Origin of the sequence: Chitinophaga polysaccharea (assembly GCF_007829335.1) — a bacterium.
In the GTDB taxonomy this organism is placed as follows: Bacteria; Bacteroidota; Bacteroidia; order Chitinophagales; family Chitinophagaceae; genus Chitinophaga; species Chitinophaga polysaccharea_B.
This window is the reverse complement of record NZ_VIWO01000003.1, coordinates 132,925-154,080: the sequence shown is the minus strand read 5'-3', so window position 1 is coordinate 154,080 and position 21,156 is coordinate 132,925. Positions and strand designations below refer to the sequence as shown.

The window sequence follows — 21,156 nt, the reverse complement described above, 5'->3', positions numbered from 1 at the left end:
TTATTGTTTCCACTCAATGGCAAACCGGAGCAGACTATTCTTCCCGGTCAGCTGCAATTTTTTGGTGATGTTCATCCGGTGATTGGACACCGTTTTTTCGCTGATATATAATTCGTCTGCTATCTCTTTCGTACTCTTATATTCTCCCACCATCTTTAATATTTTTATTTCGGAAGAAGTGAGTAAAGTGGCTATATTATCCATCGCCGGTTGCCGGCTACGCTTCTGCGCCAGTAAAAAGGAGGTCATCTCCGGGCTGATATAGGAATGTCCGCGTAGTACCGCTTCTATCGCATACATGATATCAACCACGGCATTTTCCTTCAGCACATATCCCATCACCCCTATATCCAGCGCTTTTAAAAACGCATCTTTTGCTTTATGCATGGTCAATAAAATGACCGGCATTTCCGGTTTTAGCTGTAATATTTCCACGGCAGCCTGCAAACCATTTTTAACAGGCATATCGATGTCGAGGATCACCACATCTACCGATTTGGTCGTTACGCCGGCTATAGCATCTTGTCCGTTTGTTGCCTGGTAAATCACCTGCAGGTGATTACCTGCTTCCACCACTTCTTTCAATCCCTTTAAAAAAATAGGGTGATCATCTGCAATTAAAATATTTACTGTACTCATGGTTTTACCGGTATGATTATTTTAACAACTGTTCCTGATGGCATATGTGGTGTAATGTCCAGGTTGCCCTCCAGCAGCGCTACGCGCTCCCGTATACTGGTTAGCCCCAGGCCCTTTACTTTTGTATCTGGAGAAAAACCTTTGCCATTATCCCGGATAATAATTTCCAGCTGATCAGGCTCCCGGCGGATACTGATAGCTGCCAGGGAGGCGCCGGCATGTTTAACAATATTATTCAGCACTTCCTGCACAATCCTGTACAGGTTCATTTCATGCTCCCTGCCCAACACCTGGTCTATATCATCCACCGCGATGGTGCAATCGGTACCGGCAGCTTCCATCATATCGGCAGCCAGGCTTTTCACCGATTCTGTTAACCCCAGCATATCCATCTGGTAAGGGCGTAGTGAATAGGAAATATCCCTGATCTCCTGCAATACATCGCCTATATCCTGCCCCAGGTCATGCGACAACCGCTGTACTTGTTCGTCGGCATGTCCTCGCAGGGAAAGGGTTCGGTTCTTCAGCAATATCAGTTGTTGCCCTACACTGTCGTGCAATTCAGAGGCAACTCTTTTCCGCTCCATTTCCTGCATGGTAATCAGGTCGCGCGAAAAAGTATTGGCCTGTGCCAACGCCATCGCCTGGGTCTTTTCTTTTTCCTGCTTATAGCGGTTCAGTTTCACCGCCAGGGCAAAAGACAGTATCAACGCTTCCAGGCAAGGGCCAGTTTGCAATGTCAGCATAGAAAACCAGTGATCCGGTATTCTCCCATTGTCGCGTCCATTAAAAATAAGACTGGTAACAATCAACGTTACAAAGGCCAGCAGGTAATATTTAGCGGGGGGATACCCTTTGCGCCAGCTCATGATGCCAGCATACAGCCAAAAGATAAAACCGCCGAACATCTCCCATTGAAAAACCCGGAAGCTCCATTTGCCAAGGCCGGTCATCAGCAACAGTACGGGAATACAGAGCAATCCAATCAGCCAGGGCTGCCAGCGGTAAATATGCGGCAGGTCCCGGGCGGTTTGCAGAAATGCATTGGTAAACAGCACACTGAAAATCATAGATATGGCACAGGCCAGGGAAGCCAGGTTTAAAGCACTACCCGGGAAGAAGTCTAACAGGTATCCATTCCATATCAATTGTAAGATGGCGCTGAAAAAAATATATCCTGCATAATAAAGGTAGGTAAGGTCTTTCAACAGCAAGAATACAAACAGGTTATACACCGTTAGGGTAACCATCAGGCCAAAATAAAATCCATTCCCGAAATCGATACGATGATTGGTTTCATACAACCGTTCCATCGTGGCGATGCGCACCGGGATGCGCAGGGTGTTGTTGCTGGTTACCCGCAGGTAAATACGGGAAACCGTATCCGGCGCGAGGTGCAGCGGAAAGATCAGATCATTTACTTTCACCGGCCGTTCGGCAAACCTATGATCATCCACGGCCACCTGCATATGCCGGGTGCCGGCGGCATCCTTAATATATACGTCCACGGTATGCAACGCCGGCGCCGCTACTTCCAGGCACCAGTTATCCCGCCCGGTTTGATTGACTACATCAAAGTAAATCCAGGCGGCGTCGGTAGTTACGCCCAGGGCTACCACCGCCTGACGCGAAGGGGCAAACGGGGCCGACTGCACCGCGGTTATGTCCATGTTCTTGCCCGTATCGCGGAACAGTGCGGGGTACGTTAAGGTATATATGCTGTCGGTATTGCGGAGTGTCAGGGCCTGCCCGCAAGTGTGGGCACCGATAAATACGATCATCAGTATCAACAAAGTGATATGCCTGGTATAAGCGGATAACATGTGGTCACGCAAAGCTATCGCGGAAACAGTACCTGGAATATAGGTAGTACTGCCCATCTGCGGGCGTATTAAATGTAGTAAAAAAAATTACGATAAAAACATGGGACAACAACTATATGGATAAATCATTTAAGAAACAACCGGCTGTATGTAGTGCATTTTGCAGATATGATGCAATGTTCATAACCCCGGTAAAAATGTGCGTTTCTTGTGAAAATCTTCCCCCACTCCCTTTAAACTTACTCTAAAATAAGTATGTTGTTAACAAAGAATTTACAATTGATAATCTGCATTCCTCTACCTTGAATGCGGCAAGATGGAAAACCTGCCCCGATTTGAAACAATCAACCTGGAAAAAAATAGGATTATGAAAAATGTATTACCCAGGCCCGAGCACTATTGTACTGATATGAATAAAGCAGACGACCCCACCGCAAGAGTGGTTTCCATTATTAATTCACTGGCCATTGGCGCCAGTTTACTGGCCTTTGCACTGGGCTGCATACTATATTATATGACGGGCTACAAAATTATCCTGTACCCGGCCATGATAGAAAGTGCCTTGTTCTTATCAGTATTACTGGTAACCAGGTATAGCCGGCCTGAATATGGGCAGCAGCTGATGTTTTTCCTGCACAGCCTGGCCATCTGGTACTTCGGCATATTGCTGGGCCCCGCTTCCCAGATCTATCTGTTTGCCCCCTTCCTGGTATTCTGCGTATTCCTTGTTTTTCACACCACATTACTGCAGGTCCTTGCTATCACAGCAAGTGCCGCCGCCATACTACTGGTAGAATTAAACTACCGGCACCCGGTCATTGCCGGCCTTCCGATGGATAAGGCATCCAATGATGCCCTCCACTGGCTCGCTATATTTGCCGCCACGTTTCTAAATGGTACCGCACTCTATTACTTTACTAAAGAAAGCCGCTTCCGGAATAAACAGTTGCAGGCATTGGTAAACCAACTTGACAAAACCAACCAGGCGATGCGGATTTATGTACGGGAAACTACCCATGAAATAAGGTCTCCCCTCAATGTGGTGAACAGTATTCTCCAAAACTATATTGAAACGGCCGACAAAGAAAAAAATACCGTACAGGTAGGCATCGCTCACCTGGAAGCAATACACTTTGCCTGCCAGGATATGCAGCTGGTTATCAGCAACGCGCTGGGATGGTCCAGGATTGAAGCCGGGAAAGATGAAATCAACAAATCACCCTTCCACTTCACCGACTGGATCCTGCAACTCTGCGATACCTACGAATACCTCGCTAAAAGAAGATCCGTACATATCAATATCGCCTTCAGCGACCAGGTACCTGAATATATCCTGGCCGACAAATCCAAACTACGCACTATCATCACCAACCTGCTGAGTAATGCAATCAAGTTTACCAAAGCACGCTCCATTATCACCGTGAAAGCCGTTGTCAAAAACCAACAACTGATCTTTTCTGTCACCGACCAGGGCATGGGAATCCCGGTCGACCGGAAAGAGCATATCTTCGACCCTTACGTTACGGAAATGGGACAACATACAGAATCCAGTGGTCTTGGCCTGCCTATTGCCAGGCATATCGCCCGGATGATGGGAGGCGATCTCACCGCTACCGATAACCCCGAAGGCGGCAGCATCTTTACGCTGGTAATGCCCCTGGAAGCCTCCGCCCCTCCGCTTAGTACTAACAATAACGTTGACTATGGCCGCCTGAATGGTATGAAAGTATTGGTGGTGGATGATGACCCGCTGAACCACCTCGCCTTCTCTCTCGCCCTCAAGCGACTGGGAGTAGAAGTAATACTAGCCGACACCGGCCATCAGGGCTTTACCAAAGCCCGCATCCATGAACCAGATGCCATCCTTATGGATATGATCATGCCGCATGTAAGCGGCGTGGAAATGCTGGCACAATTCAAAGCAGATAAAAAGCTAAGACAAATACCTTTTATCCTGGTATCAGGCAACAGCTTTAATGAAGTAAAAGAAGAAGTCACCGCCGCAGGCGCCGACGGATTTTTAAGTAAACCGGTAAATATCGAACAACTATACAACACCCTGAAAGAACTGGTAGTCATGGCGTAGCACAACCTACATAGCTAACTTTAGCCGCCAGGTGGCCCTGGCACGCCCTACACTGCGCATTTGCTGCAACTGCCCTTCGGTAGCTACATCCAGCAAGCGGGGAAGCGCCGTTAAGCGGGCATGTTCACGTACCGCCATCTTATCTACCACAAATCCCATACTGTTGAAAAAAGATTCCGCCTGGTCAAAACTATCAAACTTGTTTTCATGGATCTGATGCTGCCGGTAAAATTCCTGCCACTCCTTGCTACGCTGCATATCCATCTTCCGTTCATCCGTCTTGATATAAATATCTCCCGTGATCCAGTATCCACCGCGTTGCTCCAGCACCTGGCGGATAATACCGCACAGCTGCTCCTTTTCCGTGGTATTGAGGTACATCAGCAATCCTTCGTTAACGATTGCCAGTGCTCCTGCCGGGAAATGCGCTACCACCTGCGAAAACGCCGCTTCATCCAAAGCATTCAACGGCAGCAACTCCAGCGTACCCGTAGTAGACGTCGAGTCTAAAGCGGCCACCAGCTGCTTCTTCACCCGGATAATATCCGGCAGGTCGGTATCCACATAATAATATCCCGGCTGCTGCATCATCGCCAATCCACGGAAAGAAAAGCCGGAAGACAACTCCAGGATATTCCGCAGCGGCAGCCCTGCCAACAACTGGTCAATACTCCAGTAACGGTCTTCGAAATGTAATACTCCCGCCCACATGGCCAGGTCCCTGCTGTTGAAGTCGGGTGCGTAAGGGTCGGGCGACAGGATCAACTGGGCCGCTTCTTTCATAAACGGGATAGCGGTCATCCCTTTCAGTAACAACAGCGCTCTGGCTGTGGGGCTAATACTGCTGTAATCCCGTGGCGTGGCTTCCATACGTATGATTTAGTATATAAAGATACTAATATCATCCCGCTAAAAAATCAGCATAAAAATCCGGTATCGGGCTTTGTCGGATAGCCATCACCGTATCCCTCACCGGGTAAGCAATCTTGCGGATCACCGGCGTGATCGCTTCCGGAGTAATTGTCAGCCGGAGATAAGCCGCTAAACGATCCGTTTCCTTCGTCCGTCCCACCGATCCTGCATTGATGATCGTCTTGCCCGGTACAGATAAGGGCCGCACATACGATAAATGTGTATGCCCCGTAATCAACACATCGGCCTGGTGTGCGGCCATCATATCCAGGATATCATTTTCATCATGTTGTTCATACAGGTACTCATCATTGCTGCGGGGGCTTCCATGTACAAGCAACAACGTAAAGGAGGCAAAAACAAGTCGCAGGTACCCTGGCAAACTTCCCAGGAAAGCGCGGTTGTTGGCCGTAATCGTTGTCTTGGTATGAGTAATGGCTTTAATACGGGCTTCCCGTTCTTCTTTGCCATGTTTACTCAGCGGCAGCACAGGGTGATCAAAAGCAATACGTTCATCGTGATTCCCCATGATAACCAGGATACGCCGCTGCCTTACCAGCTCAATTACTTCGTTATGCCAGGGTGCTGCATCTGTCAGATCTCCCAGGCAATAAACCTGGTCGGCCCCAAACTGGTCTATATCGTCCAATACTGCCTGCAATGCAGGCAGGTTTCCATGAATATCACTCAGGATAGCTACCTTCAACATTTCGCTACTTTTTTAAACTTCCGCAACATTACGACTTAATGTTTCCCCGTCAAACAGGTTGTCTAAAAAACGCCACGCATACTTGTAATAATACCATCGCCCAACTTTACAAGACCGCAAGAACCGGGTTTTCCCGCCGTCCTGTTACGACTAATTTTACTTCACATTAAATGCTAAACAGATGAAAACGATTACGGAAAGATTGCAGGCGCATGCCTGGCTGGATACGACAGCGCAATTGCTGGAACAGGGATATGCCGTGGTGAACCAGGTGCTCACGCCAAAAGAATGTGAAACGCTTATCAATGCTTATCAGGCTGATCATACTTATCGCAAAACGATTGTCATGGAACGCTATCGTTTTGGCAAAGGAGAATATAAATACTTCCAATATCCCCTGCCCGGTCTCATCAACAGCATCCGGGAAACGGTATATCCTTTTATTGCGCCGGTAGCCAACAAGTGGATGGAACTGTTACAGCTACCCTCCCGGTTTCCGGCTACGCATGCTGATCTGAAAGCATATTGTCATTCCCACGGTCAAACACAGCCCACAGTGCTCATATTAAAATACGGCGCCGGCGGATTCAATACCCTGCACCAGGATTTATACGGTGATATTTATTTTCCGATGCAGCTGGTTATTTTTTTGAATGAACCGGGAGAAGATTATACGGGAGGTGAATTCGTATTGACCGAACAAATTCCCAGGGCACAATCAAAAGCCAATGTGTTGCGCCCCGGGCAAGGCGACATGCTCATTTTCACTACCAATTTCCGCCCTGCTAAAGGGAGCAAAGGATACTACCGGGTAAATATGAAACACGGTGTAAGCCCGGTATTAAGCGGACAAAGGCATACCCTGGGTATCATTTTCCATGACGCACTGAGCTGAGCACTATTCACCCCAGGCCGTGAGCAATAAATTGCGGGCGCCTCCATAGTTGCGGTGCTCGCATAAGTAAACGCCCTGCCAGGTACCCAATGCCAGCCGGCCATTATAGATAGGAATCATGACGGAACTACCCAGCAAGGCCGCTTTTAGATGAGCGGGCATATCATCTGGTCCTTCGTCATTATGACGGTAATCAGGATCATTTTCCGGCACCGCTTTGTTAAACCAGGTTTCAAAGTCCATCCGCACAGTAGGATCTGCATTTTCGTTCAGCGTCAGCGATGCAGAAGTATGCTGGATAAATACCTGTAGCATACCCGCTTTAATTTCCGATAGCCGGGGAAATGCCTGTACCAGCTCAGACGTAATCAGATGAAAACCCCGTTTTCTCGGATGTAATTGTATAGCTTGTTGAAATATCTTCATATTATTCATTTACCGGCTCACAAGTGAATTGTTTTACCAGGTAGTTATATTTTCTTTTCAGGCATTATCGGCGCACCCCGCCAACATCCAAGTGTATAAGTATAGGCTCATCCCAGGTCAGCCGTATGTATTAGAAAATAATTAATTCGACTACTCTCACATTTTTCTTTATCTTCATATTTCCCGCCATTAAAGTAGAATGAAAATCCAATGTCTTAAAATTTAGCCATTATGATGAAACCACAAAAAATAATGATTATTGATGATGACGCGGATGACCGGAACTTCTTCCAGGAAGCCATCAATAATATCTCACCGGTGATAGAAACACAGGTGTGTGACAGTGGTATACAAGCCCTCGCCTTATTCCAGGAAGAGAAAAGTCCGCAGCCTGAATACGACTACATCTTTCTCGACTTTAACATGCCCCTGATGAATGGACGGGAGTGTTTAATTGAGCTGAAAAAAATCCTGCAGCATAAATTAACCAACATCATTATTCTCAGTACTTCCGACATGAAAGAAGATATGGAAGATGCCCTCCGTTTGGGTGCCAAACTATTCCTGACCAAACCGAATACCTTCCAGGAATTATGCAGCATGCTGAGAGGCGTATTGGAAGGCCAGTGGCAGAAATTATTTTCTGTTCCTTCCAATCATGACCATTAAATCGCTTACCTGGCAACCGCCTTGTTATATTTATTTCTGTATTCCAACGGCGACAACCCGGTGGTTTTCTTAAAAATAGTCCTGAAAGCCTTTGTATCAGAATAACCAACCTCCCACATCACCTCATTAATGTTTTTCCGGCTGCTTTCAAATCCTTTCTTGGCCACTTCTACTTTTACCCGTTGAATATATTCCGATACCGTATTGTTGGTTGCTTTTTTGAAACGTCTTTCCAAACTCCGGCGCCCCACTGCAAACATGGACGACAGCTGCTCCACGGTGATCTTCTCCTGGAAGTTTTGCTCAATAAACTCCTGCGCCGCCTTTACTGATTCATCCTGGTGTTCCCGCTGCCCTTTGAATATGGTGAAGAAAGACTGGTTGTTCCGGTCTATTTCTATCTCAAAATATTTAGCCGCTAAAATAGCCATATCCCGGTCCGTATATTTTTCCAGGATATACAGCAACAGGTTCCAGAATGAATTGGCGCCCCCGCTGGAATAGATGCCGTTTTCATCGGTGATGATTTTCTCCGACACCAACTCTATATCGGGAAACATGCTCCTGAATTCATCCGCCGCCAGCCAATGTGTAGAGCAACGCCGGCCTTTCAGCAAGCCCGTAGAGGCCAGTAAAAAAGCACCCACACAAAGGCTGGCCACTTCTGTGCCTTTCTGGTGTTGCGCCACTATCCAGGGATAAAACTCCTTGTTTTGTTCTATAACATCTGCCCGTTCTCCATTCACCGCCGGAATGATGATCAGGTCAGAAGCCGGCGCCTGCGAAATGGTAGTATCCGGCGTTACCTTAAATAAACGATCGTATACCTGCGCCTCATTCGTTAGCCCCACCAGCTGTACCTTAAACAGCGGCGGACGGCCTAAGCTCTCCAAAAAATCGTTTGCCTTGGTAAAAGCTACAAAGGAGCCTTCAATACAACTGAGTGCTACCGCACCCCTGGGAACGAGAATGGATATCTGTTTCATATTCCAAATCTAAGACAAAAGATTGTCGGAATCAACCCTTTTTAAGTCGTGTACACCCCGGCGTTCTTCAAAGCAGGAAAGTACTTTTGTATCGTTCATTACACCTCATCAAAATCGCTGACAAATATGAAAAAGACAAAAATTACTTACTGGATTTTCACGGGCATATTATCTGCCCTCACCCTGCTGGGTGCTATTCCTGATTTGCTGAGCACTCCGGAGGCGCTGGCCGTATTCAAACACCTGGGCTATCCGGCTTATCTCTCCCCTTTCCTGGGACTGGCTAAAATACTGGGTGTTATAGCGATACTGGTTCCCCGTTTCCCCCGGCTGAAAGAGTGGGCTTATGCGGGGCTGTTCTTCGACTTTACCGGCGCCATGTATTCCGGTATGGCCGTAGGTGATCCGGTACCACAATGGGCGGCTATATCTGTGGCATATATACTCCTGTTTGGCTCGTATGTTTTTTATCACCGCTTAGCTGCTGCAAAGGAAAATACGCCGTTAACATACCTCCGCTAATACGCTTCTACAACACGCTTCCCCGGGATGGTACCTGAATGTGCCATCCTTTTTTGTTGCAAAAAATTTCCGCTATTTTCACGTCGTTATTCTGTGAGCGAAAGCTGTTCCAGTTGTGGTAACCCTGTAGTATAATCTCACCTGCGATTCACTCCCCACTTTCATTGCCTATAAACAATAACTTACTCGTAGTAAGATGTAACCGCACCCTGTCCTGTATAATTAGGCCCTGTAGTATCGTCTGCACCCTGATAAGTATATGGATAATCAAATAGCAATGGACCGCTACAACTGATTAACCTGCTACGATGCTGATAACTGAATCCATTGCCGGTAAATAATTTTGCGGTAGCACCATGGCTATTCACCTGTATATTCTGCAAATCGAGATGCGCCACAAAATATCCATCTGGTTGCAACGCATTGGCAGCCATACGGATCGTCTGTAATTTATCTCCCAGGTAATGTAATCCGTGGGAACAAGTAATTAGGTCGTAAGTACGTGGCGTTTGCCAATTGACAACTGACCTCACCTCCCATTGGAGACAGGTGATATTTTCGTCTGGCGGTGGAAAGGTATCCAACAAATCAATTCCGGTGAGCGAAGCCTTTGATTGTAACCCTTTAGCAGCGAGGATAGCAGCGGTTTGCGTGAGCGCCCAACCGCTGCCGCAACAAATATCCAACCAGGCAGCATACCCGTTTTGTGCTATTTTTTTCTCTAGGAATGCCGCCGGTATAAACTTAAATTCTTTCTCGTAGCTATTGATGCCACTGGCATTCCTGTCGCGGTTCATGGCAGCATTAGCGACTACCGCCGACCAAATTAAATCCTTTTCCTCCAGCAGAAACTTCATATGTAATAGTATCTTCTAAAGATACATCAAATGCGAGCCAATTCATAGCCCTATCACGCTTCTGCCGGAAGAGGAGCTCCCCGCATCACAGCACCTTTTGCCAGTTTCTTTTTAACAAGCATGCTTACACGATATACCAGGAAAATGCAGGGAACTGTGAGCCCAACAATCACCCAGCCCAGGGTATCGTAATGTTCCAATGGACTGTACTTGCTTTGCTGTGATACGATCATACCGGCAATGAGCGCTGCTATTCCACCGGCTATTTGTTGCAGGGAGGAGTTAACGCTCATAAAGGCGCCCCTGTCCGATAAATCTGGAATACCTGTAATGAGCGTGGTAAACGGGATCATACGTCCCATAATGCCGCCCATCATCAGGATATTTAATCCCATGATCATCCACAGCGGGTGTGGCGACAAGTGCGTATACACAATCACTACACCCATCATAAACAGGGCGGCGGTAGCGAAAAGGCGGAACTTATCTATTTTGTCGCTTAGCTTACCCAGTAATGGCATGATGCAGAGTGAACTGACACCCGTTACCATAAAGAGCAGCGGAAGTTGTTGGGCCGTGATGTGCAGGTTGTTAATCGCAAAAGCACTACCAAAGGGCATCATCATAAAACCACCGACCGACATTAATGCAGTAGCGGTAAAGCCTATACGATAATCTCTTTTTTGCACGGTGTGCCAAAGGTGTAAAAATGCGCTCTTATCTCTTTGTACAGCCAGGTGTGCGTTCACGGGTTCCAGGATAAACCAGATGAGCAATACGATTACCAGTGCCAGTCCGGCAATTAACAGGAACGGCGCTTCCCAGCCCCAGGCGTTGGCCAGGTACAGGCCAATGGGAATACCCAGCACCTGGCTGGCCCCAAAAGCCATTTGGGTAAATCCCATTACGCGGCCACGCTGGGAAATATCAAACAAGTCGGTAACAATAGCTAATGAAATAGCGCCTATCACGCCGCCGAATAAACCAGTAACAATACGGGCGGCCACCATCGTTACATAACTGTTGGCCAATCCACAGCAGAAAGTGCCGAGGATAAACCCGCCGTAAAAAAATACGAGTAACCGCTTGCGGTCAAAACGATCGGCAAAGCCCGCGGTGAGCAGGCCGGATACGCCTGCGCTGAAGGCGTAGGCAGATACGATGAGACCAAATTGATTTGGCTTAATGCTCATCGATTTCATGAGCATATCTCCCAGAGGAGACATCACCATAAAGTCAAGTACGACGGTAAACTGGGTAAGGGCCAACAAGGTGATCACCAGCTGCTGATGGGTGGTGAAAGCAGACATTTGTTTCATGATGCAGGTATTAAATAGTCAATGATGTTAATCTTCCAACTCCGCACATTCATAATTACGCGAACGGATCAGGTGAATGATCGGCGCGGTAGCTGCAATAGCCGATTCTATCCGCAGTACGCAGTCTATATCTTCCATATCTACCGTCCATTTACTGATGAATGGCTGCTGGTCGAGGACGGCAGCTACTTCCAGCCGGTCTTCCGGAGTAGTGATGTTCGTTTTGAAAATGAGAATATGATTTGTTGTTTTCATATTATATAAGCAAGCGCTCATTTATTTTTTTGAGAAAAAAAATAGCTATTTCGATAGTCCCTTTACCACGCAATCAAATGTTTGTTTCATGATACTTTCAGAAAATTTAAACTTACGACCATCCAGGCTTTGTCCTTCATTGTGAAACCTGATCAGGGCATACAACGGGGCAAATGCTACCGACCAATACACTTCCAGCGGCATTTCGTTAATCTCTCCCCGCTTCACAGCATTTTCCACGAAGCTGCCCATACTTTTGCGGAACTCCATGCTGATCGCCTCCCTCATTTTATCTTTATAGGTGGAGTTACGCAGCTGCTCGAAAAACTCGGCCGCCTGGAGGTTATCCAGCGAAAACGCTGCCCGGTTCTTCCATTGCACCCATAACCCTTCGCGGAACGACGCATTCGGATCAAATCCTTTCAGGGTAGCACGGGTCATTTTCACCCCTTCTTCAATACTAATGGAGGTGAGTAAATCCTCCTTGTCTTTGTAATAAATGTAAATAGTAGCCGGAGATACACCTGCTGCCTTCGCCAGGCGGTTGATCCCAAAATTTTCCAAACCATTCTTTGCTACCATCTCAATGGCACAATCCCGAATAGCCTGCATTTTATTTTCGTCACGGTATCTCATTGCCTGCAAATATAAGTGAGCATTTGCTCATTTAAAAATTTTCCTTGATTATTTTTTTAAAAACATACGCCCTCCGCAGAAAAACCTGCTTTGCGCTGCTACCACCAGTCGGCCGACTGGAAAAAAGCCTGGGGCGATTGTCCGGTAAACCCTTTAAAGTCTTTAATGAAATGTGCCTGGTCGAAATACCCGGCGCTATAGGCAGCTGCCGTCAATGAAGTATGTGGCCTGTAATGTGCCAGCAAGTGTCTTAATCTCACGATAGCAGCAAACTGCTTGGGCGAAGTACCTACACTACGCCGGAAACGCTTTTCAAATGCATCCTGGCTGATAAACAGCGAAGCGGCCAGGGACTTCATTTTTATATGCCCGTCCGCTGCTTTTATTTGTGCCACTGCCTGGTGAATCAATACGTCGGGCTGCCTGATCAGCTCCTGTTGGAGAAACTGCTCTACGATAGCTACCCACTGCGAAGGCTGCGCAGCTTCGCGCAACTGTTCTTCTACCATTTCCAATTTCCGTAGCTGCACCAGGTCATCCAATGGCAAATGCGTATCAAATAATTCGTGTAAAGGCGCTTTGAAAAATGCGGCGGCTCCCCCTTCCTGGAATATAACCAGCAACATGGTGGTGCCCGGTGCATAGCGCAATAGCCTGGCGGATTTCCGCAATCCCGATATACCCGTTTCTGATAATGGCGTCAACAATGCTTCCTGTCGCAGGCTCACCGTGCCCTGAATACGGAAGCTCATTACCACCGAGGTATCCGGCAAGGTATTGTTCTCTATCCCTTCGTCACTTTCTATTACCAGGAAAGTTTTGATAAAGGGAGCCAGTAGAGGCGATGGTGAATAATGGGCCATTTTCATATGCTGCCGGATAATACCTGCAAAGATAAAATGTTTTCTCTACCAACGCCCCTTTCATCCCTCTAGCCCAAAATACGGTGAAGCGCCGCATATTGCAGTAACATAATGGTTTTGGCATCCTTAATATCACCACTGCGGATCATTTCCATGGCCTGCATAAACGGCAGCTCCAGCACCTGTATATTCTCCTGTTCTTCTGCCAATCCTCCTCCTTCCTGCACTTTCTGCGCAGCGGAATAGGCCGCCACAAAAAAGTGCAAAATCTCTGTAACAGAGCCGGGCGACATATACGCCTCAAACACCTTACGCACGTCGGTAACGGCATAACCAGTTTCCTCCATGGTTTCGCGACGAATGCAGTCTTCCGGGTTATCCGCATCGAGTAGCCCCGCACAACATTCTATCAGCATGCCCGATGCATTGCCATTGATATAGGTAGGCATGCGGAACTGCCGGGTGAGCACCACCGTTTGCTGCTCCTGGTTGTACAGGAGAATGGTAGCCCCGTTCCCGCGGTCATACGCTTCCCGCTCCTGTTTTACCATTACGCCATCACTTCCTTTTATTTCGTAGGTGATCTTCTTCAATGTATACCAGTTGTCAGATAATATGGCTGTTTCGAGAATGTTGATTGCTTTCATATAAATTGATCGTTTTTGATCGTTTTTGATTATATTTGATCAAGTTAGTCATTTCATATGAATTTCCAACAACGAAAAAATAAAATACTGGCACAACTGGCATCCCGGGGAGAAGTGGATACCCGGGAACTCGCAATGGCCCTGGACACATCAGAAATTACCATCCGTCGTGACCTGAACCGGCTATCCGACGAAGGGCAGCTATACCGCACCCACGGCGGCGCCATCCCGGTAGATCAGCCCCCGCTTCCGTTTGAGTTTACACAGAAAGCCACAGCGAATCAATCCGCTAAAGACAATATCTGTCGCCAGGCAGCTGCCCTCATCAACGACGGCGACATCATCTTCATGGACTGTGGCAGCACGGTTTTCCGACTATGCCAGTTTATTAAAAACCGGAAAATCAAAGTGATCACGAATTCCATGCCCGTCATCCAGGCTTTGCAAAATACCGCTGTATCTCTCAATATCATCGGCGGCGAATATGATGCCGCGCGACAAGCCATCCATGGCAGCATGGCCATCGAACATATTGCCCGTTACCAGGCCCATAAAGCGTTTATTGGTGCAGATGGCTTATCGGCCAAGGGGTTGTTTGCGCATAGTGAAAAGGAAGCAGACATGGCACTGGCATTGGCCCATCATAGCCATATTACTTACCTGCTCTGCGACGCGGCCAAAATCAACAAACCTTCTTACCTGCATTTTGCACCGCTGGAAACGGTACAAACCATCATCACTGATGCTGCTCTCGGCCAGCTCTCGTATTGCAAAAAGAAAGGGGTAAAAGTAATCACGGTATAGTACGTCATTATCGTAATAGTTTACTGATCGCCGCCTGGTAAACAGGATTACCTGTAATGCCGTTATGCCCTTCCAGATAAACATCGAAAGGAGATTTTCTTACCCAAGATACGAATAAGGGATCTAGTGAAAATACTGCTTTAATATATCCGCCGCCGTTAACGCGCCTGTAGTAGTATTCAGCGAATCAATCTTCGAATTCCCCTGCTTTTCCGCCGGAATGGTGCTACTTTCCAACATCCGTTGCATAATAGCTATTTTGGAAGCCGGCAGCGTATCCTTCAGGTATTTTTCCATCATCAGATTGGCAATAGGCACTGCAAACCGGGCGCCGGTACCGGCATTTTCCACAATTACGGCAATGGCTATACGGGGATTATCCCGTGGCGCAAAAGCTACAAATACAGAGTGGTCTTCCAGGTCTACCACCTTCCCATTTATCCGGCCCCGGTTCTGCGCCGTGCCGGTTTTGCCGCAAACGGCAATCCCGGCGATTTGAGCTCCCCGGCCGGTACCATGTTCTATTACATCTTCCATCCCATAAATAACAGAACGATAGGCCGTATCAGACACATTGCCAATAGCATGCTTCTCTTTATATTTCATAAGCAGGTCGGAATGATCATTATCAATCGACTGCACCAGGTGAGGCAGGTAATAATATCCACGGTTGGCAATCATGCACATCACATTGGCCATCTGCAGGGGCGTTACCGCCACCTGGCCCTGTCCCATTCCTACATATAATTCAGAACAGGAATTCCACTGTCCCCGGTAAAGCCGGTTCAGTACCGTGGTATCTGCCACAATACCACCGTTTTCTCCGGGGATATCAACGCCCAGCTTATGTCCCAACCCAAAGCGGGTCATATATTCCCGCCACCTGGTATGGCCTTTCTTTACACCTCCCCATTTGTCGGCATCTACCTCCATACGGTACAAATGAATAAAATAAGCATTGCAGGAATGTGCCATCGCCACCCGCAGGTTAGCGGCATGCCCTGCTTCGCTGTGTAAACATTTCACCACATGCCCGCAGCTGGTATAGGCGCCATGACAAGGATAACCAAACCCGGGTGTAATCAATCCTTCATCCAGGGCTACCAACGCCGTTAATGGCTTCATGGCCGATCCTGGCTGATAGGTAGCCTGTATACCCCGGTTGAGAAAAGGTTCCGTAGGATCGCTAAACAACTTGCCCACATTGCGGGTACGGGAACTCCCGGTTAACAGGTTGGGATCAAATACCGGTCCGCTCACCATAGCCAGTATACCACCTGTTTGCGGATCAATAGCCACAATACTCCCCACCTTATTACGCATCAGGCGTTCGCCCAATACCTGCAATTCTATGTCCAGCGATAAGCGAAGATTCTTTCCTGCTATAGCCGCAGTATCAAATTCGCCATTTTCCAGTGCTCCCTGCGGACGATTCAGGTTGTCTTTAAGAATGTACTGTGTACCCCGCTGCCCCATTAACACGGCTTCGTAGGTCTTTTCCAATCCAGTTAGTCCGATGTAGTCGCCCGACTGGTAATCCTCGTACGCGCTCATTTTCAGCATCGCCGGCGATATCTCCCCGATATACCCTAATATATTGGCAGCAGCCTTATAAGGGTACGACCGGATGGGCCGGGGCACCAGCTCAAAACCCGATTGAAACAAATACATGCTCTCCTGCAAACGGCTATACGTAGTGGCCGACAATAAGCCTGCAAACACAGAAGGCCGTACCCTCCCGTTTTTCTTAACGGCATCGGCAATACGTGACCGGAATTCCGCCTTGTCTATTTGCAGTATATTACAGAGGTAAGCAGTATCAATTTTCTTAACAGCAGCCGGCGTTACCACCAGGTCATAAAGAATATCATTGCTTAAAATACTCCGGTTCTGCCGGTCAAAAATAATTCCCCGGCTGGGGTATACTATTTTCCTGACCACCGCATTAGCATCTGCCAGGCGGACATATTTTTTTTCAATTACCTGCAGGAACAATAACCTTGCAGTAATGATCAGTACTAAAGCCGTAATAATGAGTATGATTACGCGTTTTCTGGGTTGATGGTAAACGGACATGGGAAGTAATGACGGGCGGTTTTTACACTTACAAAGCTATTTCAATAAAACAGCAAGATGTAAAAATTATAGATGAACGGCCATTACAAATGATGAGGTTACCAAGTTTATTTTGCTACTTTAAGACCGCCATTTACCCATCTTTTTAAAAGCACCATTCACTCCATCCCAGGCATATTTGCTGGATTCTTTAATATTAGTTTTCATAATAGGATTACCATCCTTATCATCTTTATCTGTTGCTTCTTCTTCTTCCACATGCCAGATAATGGTGTCTGGTTCCCCGCCTTTTTCTACCGGGAAGATAAAAGATTCATCATGATAAAAAGCGCCGGCATCGCCTACGCACATTCTTTCCGGTAAAGCTACCAGCCGGTTGTCGTTCAACCAGGCAAAATAATGGTAGTTGGTAGGGATACCACAAGCTTCGCCTCCAAAGCTCAGCACCATGATGTATTGTACATTGGACAAGCCCAGTCCGCTCATTACTTTGGGCTCGGCAAAGTTGGCCGCTTCGTCGTCCATCATACGGAAGGAATTGCTGGCAATTACTTTTCCTCCCTGCACGGCTTTGATTTTTACTAAAAACTGTTTTCCCGGATTTTTACTGCCATCATCGTATACCAGGGTGGTATCCATGCGGCGCTCCATTCCGGCCACCAGTTTAAGCTCTCCCCGGCGCATCGGCGCCAGTGATATTACGCCCTGCCAGAGAAAACCTTCTTTGTCCTGCCCTTCTTTTTTATACTTAATTTTTATCCAGGGCAATTTCATCCCTTTGAGATTTAATACCTTATCGGTGATAGCGGTAATCGCAATTTCATCCCCGGTATACAAAGTATCTATGGGAGCTTGTTTGGTATCGGCGCTGACACGTATAAATGCCGTATCACCATACACGTAGCGGGATTGGTCGGCAAATAAACCCCAGGTACGACCATCTGTTTCTTCCTGGGCAAATACAGTACAAGTTAGGAAAGAGAGGATACAAACAAAACAAAAAAAGAACATCGTCTTCATATGGTACAAAATATTGAAGTGCAAAAGTAGCACTTTACCTAATGAAAACGATGTTCCTGTTTACTTAGCCGGCGGGCAAACCTGCATCATATACACCGCACTGCTGGCCTCATACGATTGCAGTTCACCGGTTACACACGGCACCTTATAATTACGGTAGGTAAGCCCCCGCGCAGCATCGCGGTTCCCCCAGGCAGCATTGATATTCTGCTGTACCCAGGGCAAAAACTGGGCTTGTTTGCCGTCATTGATTAACATCATGATATACTGACCGAAAATTGCTTTCAGCACACCTTGTTCATTCCAGTCGCCCTCCGCCGGCAGTATACCATTTACATCGCTCATGGTTTTCTGCGTATAGGTAGCCGCCAGCTTCGCCTGGTCAAGATAAGCCGGAGCGCCGGTGGCCTTATACAACATTACCGCGGCGCCGATAAAAGTTCCCTGGTTATAGGTATAGTCTGTCCAGTCCTTGCGACCATTTACATAGTAGTCGGCCACCCTGCCGGTACTGGCATCATACAGGTTATTAACGCCCCAGCTATACACGTCTTTAGCCTTTTGCAGGTAAGTGGCATCGTGCGTAATATTGTATAAGGTCATAGCGCCTATCACGGTGGGGAAGTTAATACAGGCATTTTTTCCATTATGACTAAAATCCCAGAACATACCGCCGCCTGCAGGGTCATAGGAACCATCCCATACCCGTTTGAATCCCGACAAAGACAAGTCGAGGTAGTTCTTGTTTCCTGTGAGCTGATGCGCCCGGGCTAAGGAAATGATCCACCACATCATATCATCGTAGATAAACCACTCTTTGGTATTGTTCCAGTTATACTGGTCGTAGCGGTTAAAGCCTCCCTGGAAAATATCATTTACCCGCTGGAGATCTGCCGCTGCGCCGCTGCGCTTATATACGTTCATGGCCATGTCCCAGTAAATGGCCTGGGTCCAGATGGCGCCGATCGTCTTTTGCGCGGTAGTAGCATAATACAGCTTATCGCTGCTGCTGTAGAAATATTGGTTAAACGTATTATAGGCCGTAGTGGCGTCTTTCAGCGTAAAAGAAACGCCTTGTACCGGGGTGGGCCCCGGTACATCATTTTTAGCGCCGCTACGGGAACAATTACTATGCAACAGCAAAGCCGCAAGCAATATAAAGGTTCGTTTCATAGCTGTTTATTTACTGATTGTGTTAAGCATTGTTACCATCCCGGGTTCTGTATCAGTTCACGGTCATTGTCTACATCATCGGATGGGATGGGGAAAAAGTAATGACGTTTATTAAACACGCGGGTCTCGAAAGGTACCACTTTCAGGAAGTCTGGCAAGTCGGCACTGATATTTAACCCATAAATAGGACCATTTTCTGTTTGCTCTGCGATCTTCCAGCGCCGCACATCAAAGAAACGGTTGTTCTCAAAGGCCAGCTCTACACGACGTTCTTTGCGGATAGCATCTCTCATTGCCGCCTGCCCGATGGGCGCCGGCAATGAAGCCGAGCCATACTGTGGAATACCCGCTCGTTCCCTGATCAGGTTAATGTATTTCAACGCATCCGGGTTACCGGGATCGGCTTCATTTACACACTCTGCATAGCTCAGGAAAATTTCCGCCAGGCGGATCAGCATCAGTGTACGGCCACCAATATCCCATTTATCTAATCCCATGGCTTTACGCACGATGTAGCCAGTAGGCGTGTAATCATTACCTCCCGTTTTCTTTCCGGAGTTACCCGTGTTATACAGGCGGGTTACAATATTCGGATAACTTTTATTCAGCCAGATGCTGCCATCATAAGTGATGTTTACGTAAAACCTCGGCTCGCGGTTTACCCACTGGTTATAGATACTTTGCGTTACCTTGTCGTTAGGCGCCCGGAAATCGGAGTAACCGGTTTTCACATAGCCCGACAACGGATCATCGATACTTCGGCCATTCTTCGTAAAAAATGCGTCTACCATATTCTGCGTAGCGCCCAAACCGCCACTGCCTCTTACATCCCTCGAATCCTGCCCGCTGTGATAAGGTGTCATCTCGTACTGGCGGGAGCCGAGAGAGTTGTCGGGACGAGCCAGGATCACTTCCGGGTTCCAGTCGGTCAGGAATACATCGCGACAGGAAAGATACGGATCAAAATTACCATTGGCATCATTCTTTGTAAACAGGTGATAGGTACCTGGTACAAACTCATCTATAAAAGCTTTATAGGCCGCGGCAGCATCCTTCCATTTCTGGGGATTGTAGGTCTGCCCGATCAACTGCTTGCCATCCTTATTTTTCAGGGCCGCCAGGTCGGTATTACCATTGTACAAAGGACTGGCGCCGTACATCATGGCATTAGCCCGGAAAGCCAGCGCGATCCCTTTCGTAATATGCCCCAGCTTATCGGAAGAATAATCTACCGGCAATATTGCCGCCGCTTTCTGCAATTCATCTGCTACATAGTTCACACATTCTTCAAAGGAATTGCGGGGAATTTGCAGGGTGGCATCTACCGCTACCGGCTTTTCCCCCATTAATACTACGGGACCGTATATACGCATCAGGTAAAAATAGTACATGGCTCTCAGCGCACGGGCCTGCGCCTTGGCCTGTTCTTTTAGCTCCGGCGTAAGGTCAATGATTTTGTCGGCATTGTCGATAAATACGCTGGCAGCGCGGATACCTTTGTAAAAATTTCTCCAGTAATCACCTACAAAACCTGACTTGGCATCCCAGTTACCAATGTTTACATCGTTCGACTGTACAAAGCCCCATACGTAATCAGCTTCATCGCAACCACCGGTCCACAGTCCGCGGTTGGTATTATCGCCTGGATTACGCTGTCCGAATTCATCAGGAATCCTGCTGTATACGTTGTCGAGGAAACGCTGGGCAGTGGCCCAGGTACGAAACGTTTCCTCAATGGTTAACCGGTCGTCTGGCACCTGGTCCAGGTATTTTCTACAGGAAGATAATAATCCTATAGCCAGCAAAATATATAATAGCTTTTTCATGATCAGTGACTTA

At 47.5% G+C, this 21,156-nt stretch carries 21 protein-coding genes; 5 read left to right on the top strand and 16 right to left on the bottom strand.

From position 1 onward, the window contains the following. A complete protein-coding gene (locus FHW36_RS12320; RefSeq protein ID WP_145668544.1) occupies positions 1-639 on the bottom strand; it encodes a response regulator in 639 nt (212 codons plus the stop codon). Continuing rightward, entirely contained in the window at positions 636-2,519 is a 1,884-nt protein-coding gene (locus FHW36_RS12315) for a sensor histidine kinase (protein ID WP_145668541.1), read from the bottom strand. The genes FHW36_RS12320 and FHW36_RS12315 overlap by 4 nt, the downstream gene beginning before the upstream one ends. 310 nt (positions 2,520-2,829) lie before the next feature. Between FHW36_RS12315 and FHW36_RS12310 the strand changes: the two genes are divergently transcribed. Next, positions 2,830-4,548 (top strand): ATP-binding response regulator, encoded by a 1,719-nt coding sequence (locus FHW36_RS12310; RefSeq protein ID WP_186452405.1) that lies wholly within the window; start codon positions 2,830-2,832, stop codon positions 4,546-4,548. Between the two features lie 6 nt (positions 4,549-4,554). Here the strand turns inward: FHW36_RS12310 and FHW36_RS12305 are convergent, their stop codons facing one another. Beyond that, positions 4,555-5,418 carry a hypothetical protein gene (locus tag FHW36_RS12305; RefSeq protein ID WP_145668532.1) on the bottom strand — a complete coding sequence of 288 codons (864 nt, stop codon included), beginning with the start codon at positions 5,416-5,418 and terminating at the stop codon, positions 4,555-4,557. A 31-nt stretch (positions 5,419-5,449) separates the two neighbouring features. After that, positions 5,450-6,169, bottom strand: coding sequence for a metallophosphoesterase family protein (locus FHW36_RS12300; protein ID WP_145668524.1), 720 nt, complete (start codon positions 6,167-6,169; stop codon positions 5,450-5,452). Between the two features lie 181 nt (positions 6,170-6,350). Between FHW36_RS12300 and FHW36_RS12295 the strand changes: the two genes are divergently transcribed. Further along, positions 6,351-7,064 (top strand): 2OG-Fe(II) oxygenase, encoded by a 714-nt coding sequence (locus FHW36_RS12295; protein WP_145668516.1) that lies wholly within the window; start codon positions 6,351-6,353, stop codon positions 7,062-7,064. A 3-nt stretch (positions 7,065-7,067) separates the two neighbouring features. On the opposite strand, the gene FHW36_RS12290 is transcribed toward FHW36_RS12295, so the two are convergent. Further along, positions 7,068-7,490 carry a secondary thiamine-phosphate synthase enzyme YjbQ gene (locus tag FHW36_RS12290; RefSeq protein ID WP_145668509.1) on the bottom strand — a complete coding sequence of 141 codons (423 nt, stop codon included), beginning with the start codon at positions 7,488-7,490 and terminating at the stop codon, positions 7,068-7,070. A 231-nt stretch (positions 7,491-7,721) separates the two neighbouring features. Here FHW36_RS12290 and FHW36_RS12285 point away from each other — a divergent pair, with 231 nt between their 5' ends. Then, the gene (locus FHW36_RS12285) at positions 7,722-8,159 is read left to right on the top strand and encodes a response regulator (RefSeq protein ID WP_145668500.1); all 438 of its coding nucleotides are present in this window, start codon (positions 7,722-7,724) and stop codon (positions 8,157-8,159) included. A gap of 5 nt (positions 8,160-8,164) precedes the next feature. On the opposite strand, the gene FHW36_RS12280 is transcribed toward FHW36_RS12285, so the two are convergent. Then, the gene (locus tag FHW36_RS12280; protein ID WP_145668492.1) at positions 8,165-9,145 is read right to left on the bottom strand and encodes a GlxA family transcriptional regulator; all 981 of its coding nucleotides are present in this window, start codon (positions 9,143-9,145) and stop codon (positions 8,165-8,167) included. 126 nt (positions 9,146-9,271) lie between these two features. Between FHW36_RS12280 and FHW36_RS12275 the strand changes: the two genes are divergently transcribed. Next, on the top strand, positions 9,272-9,667 hold the full coding sequence (locus FHW36_RS12275; RefSeq protein WP_145668484.1) for a DoxX family protein: 396 nt from the start codon (positions 9,272-9,274) through the stop codon (positions 9,665-9,667). 182 nt (positions 9,668-9,849) lie between these two features. On the opposite strand, the gene FHW36_RS12270 is transcribed toward FHW36_RS12275, so the two are convergent. The 6 genes from FHW36_RS12270 to nudK form a co-directional block, all read right to left on the bottom strand. Then, complete coding sequence (locus FHW36_RS12270) at positions 9,850-10,524, bottom strand: class I SAM-dependent methyltransferase (protein ID WP_145668475.1); 675 nt, start codon at positions 10,522-10,524, stop codon at positions 9,850-9,852. Between the two features lie 53 nt (positions 10,525-10,577). Next, positions 10,578-11,843, bottom strand: coding sequence for an MFS transporter (locus tag FHW36_RS12265; protein WP_145668462.1), 1,266 nt, complete (start codon positions 11,841-11,843; stop codon positions 10,578-10,580). A 27-nt stretch (positions 11,844-11,870) separates the two neighbouring features. After that, positions 11,871-12,098: a hypothetical protein gene (locus FHW36_RS12260; protein WP_145668451.1), complete on the bottom strand. Its 228-nt coding sequence runs from the start codon at positions 12,096-12,098 to the stop codon at positions 11,871-11,873. Between the two features lie 45 nt (positions 12,099-12,143). Beyond that, on the bottom strand, positions 12,144-12,734 hold the full coding sequence (locus FHW36_RS12255) for a TetR/AcrR family transcriptional regulator (protein WP_145668440.1): 591 nt from the start codon (positions 12,732-12,734) through the stop codon (positions 12,144-12,146). A gap of 98 nt (positions 12,735-12,832) precedes the next feature. Continuing rightward, positions 12,833-13,603 (bottom strand): helix-turn-helix transcriptional regulator, encoded by a 771-nt coding sequence (locus FHW36_RS12250; RefSeq protein ID WP_246121139.1) that lies wholly within the window; start codon positions 13,601-13,603, stop codon positions 12,833-12,835. A 62-nt stretch (positions 13,604-13,665) separates the two neighbouring features. Beyond that, a complete protein-coding gene (gene nudK / locus FHW36_RS12245; protein ID WP_145668427.1) occupies positions 13,666-14,244 on the bottom strand; it encodes a GDP-mannose pyrophosphatase NudK in 579 nt (192 codons plus the stop codon). A gap of 57 nt (positions 14,245-14,301) precedes the next feature. On the opposite strand from nudK, the gene FHW36_RS12240 reads away from it, so the two are divergent. Beyond that, positions 14,302-15,048: a DeoR/GlpR family DNA-binding transcription regulator gene (locus FHW36_RS12240; protein WP_145668415.1), complete on the top strand. Its 747-nt coding sequence runs from the start codon at positions 14,302-14,304 to the stop codon at positions 15,046-15,048. Positions 15,049-15,171: 123 nt separating this feature from the next. On the opposite strand, the gene mrdA is transcribed toward FHW36_RS12240, so the two are convergent. From mrdA to FHW36_RS12220, 4 genes are all read right to left on the bottom strand, one after another. Further along, the gene (mrdA, locus tag FHW36_RS12235) at positions 15,172-17,124 is read right to left on the bottom strand and encodes a penicillin-binding protein 2 (RefSeq protein ID WP_145668402.1); all 1,953 of its coding nucleotides are present in this window, start codon (positions 17,122-17,124) and stop codon (positions 15,172-15,174) included. A gap of 120 nt (positions 17,125-17,244) precedes the next feature. Then, complete coding sequence (locus FHW36_RS12230) at positions 17,245-18,144, bottom strand: hypothetical protein (RefSeq protein WP_145668392.1); 900 nt, start codon at positions 18,142-18,144, stop codon at positions 17,245-17,247. Between the two features lie 60 nt (positions 18,145-18,204). Further along, on the bottom strand, positions 18,205-19,317 hold the full coding sequence (locus tag FHW36_RS12225; protein ID WP_145668384.1) for a glycoside hydrolase family 76 protein: 1,113 nt from the start codon (positions 19,315-19,317) through the stop codon (positions 18,205-18,207). 32 nt (positions 19,318-19,349) lie between these two features. Beyond that, the gene (locus FHW36_RS12220; RefSeq protein ID WP_145668378.1) at positions 19,350-21,143 is read right to left on the bottom strand and encodes a RagB/SusD family nutrient uptake outer membrane protein; all 1,794 of its coding nucleotides are present in this window, start codon (positions 21,141-21,143) and stop codon (positions 19,350-19,352) included. Positions 21,144-21,156: the final 13 nt, after the last annotated feature.